The following is a 489-nucleotide window of genomic DNA, read 5'->3' as shown; positions in this document are numbered from 1 at the left end:
AGCCACAAAAATGATGGCAGCTACTCAGGATTTAGTTCCTAACTGGTTAACAGCAACACCAGACCCTAATGTAGCAGTAGGTCATTTATGCGAACCTTTTAAAGTAGAAATGGTAATTCGTGGTTATATGTCTGGACATGCGGCACGCGAATATAAATTAGGAAAACGCATGCTTTGTGGTGTACCCATGCCAGAAGGAATGAAGGAAAACGATGCGTTTCCGGAGCCAATTATCACGCCAGCTACAAAAGCAGAAATGGGCGATCATGATGAAGATATTTCTCGTGAAGACATTTTAAAACGTGGTATTGTTTCAGAAGCAGATTACATTATTCTTGAAGATTACACTCGTAAATTATTTCAACGTGGTTCTGAAATTGCAGCATCTCGTGGTTTAATATTAGTAGATACCAAATATGAATTCGGAAAAACCAAAGACGGTAAAATTGTTTTAATAGACGAAATACACACACCAGATTCATCGCGTTA

The 489-nt window shown here is 38.4% G+C and carries 1 protein-coding gene; it reads left to right on the top strand.

Going from position 1 to position 489, the window contains the following annotated elements:
* On the top strand, positions 1-489 hold a 489-nt coding region (locus tag ACH5TX_RS00125; RefSeq protein WP_439337537.1), incomplete at both ends, for a phosphoribosylaminoimidazolesuccinocarboxamide synthase.

Source organism: Thalassobellus citreus (assembly GCF_044385915.1).
Classification (GTDB): domain Bacteria; phylum Bacteroidota; class Bacteroidia; order Flavobacteriales; family Flavobacteriaceae; genus Thalassobellus; species Thalassobellus citreus.
This window is presented reverse-complemented; position numbering and strand designations above follow the sequence as displayed.